1 protein-coding gene is annotated in these 417 nt (G+C 72.7%); it reads left to right on the top strand.

Features of this window, described 5'->3' with window-relative positions; translation table 11 throughout:
• Positions 1-417: hypothetical protein (locus IR135_RS11510; RefSeq protein WP_209307416.1), on the top strand; the 417-nt coding region annotated here is incomplete at both ends.

Below are 417 nucleotides of genomic sequence, written 5' to 3'. Positions count from 1 at the left end.
CTCCAGGGCTGCAGCCTGCTGCCCGGCGCCCGCGACAAGGCGGACAGCGACGACAACACCTCCACCCTCGCATCCGACGCCGGCGTTGCCGGCGAAGGGGCCGAGGCCTTCACGCTCGAAGTGCAGGGCCCCGATGCCGTGCGCGATCTGCTCACGCGGCACATGGAGCTGCAGCGCTTCCGCAGGCTGCCTGGCCTGCAGGCGAGCGAACTCTCGCGCCTGCTCGGCGCGGCCGACGCCAATGCCCGCGAACTGCTCGGCACCATGGGCTATTTCAGCCCCACGCTCACCATCGCGCTGAAAGAGACGCCCGGCGGGCCCGCGCCGCGCGCCATCACCGTGGACGTCGATCCCGGCCCCCAGACGCGCATCGCGAGCGCCGACATCGCCTTCACCGGCCCGGAGGCCGATTCCCCG

Origin of the sequence: Jeotgalicoccus nanhaiensis (assembly GCF_015235105.1) — a bacterium.
Taxonomy (GTDB): Bacteria; Bacillota; Bacilli; order Staphylococcales; family Salinicoccaceae; genus Jeotgalicoccus; species Jeotgalicoccus nanhaiensis.
Note: the sequence above shows the minus strand (reverse complement) of the source record. Positions and strands in the feature narration are given on the sequence as shown.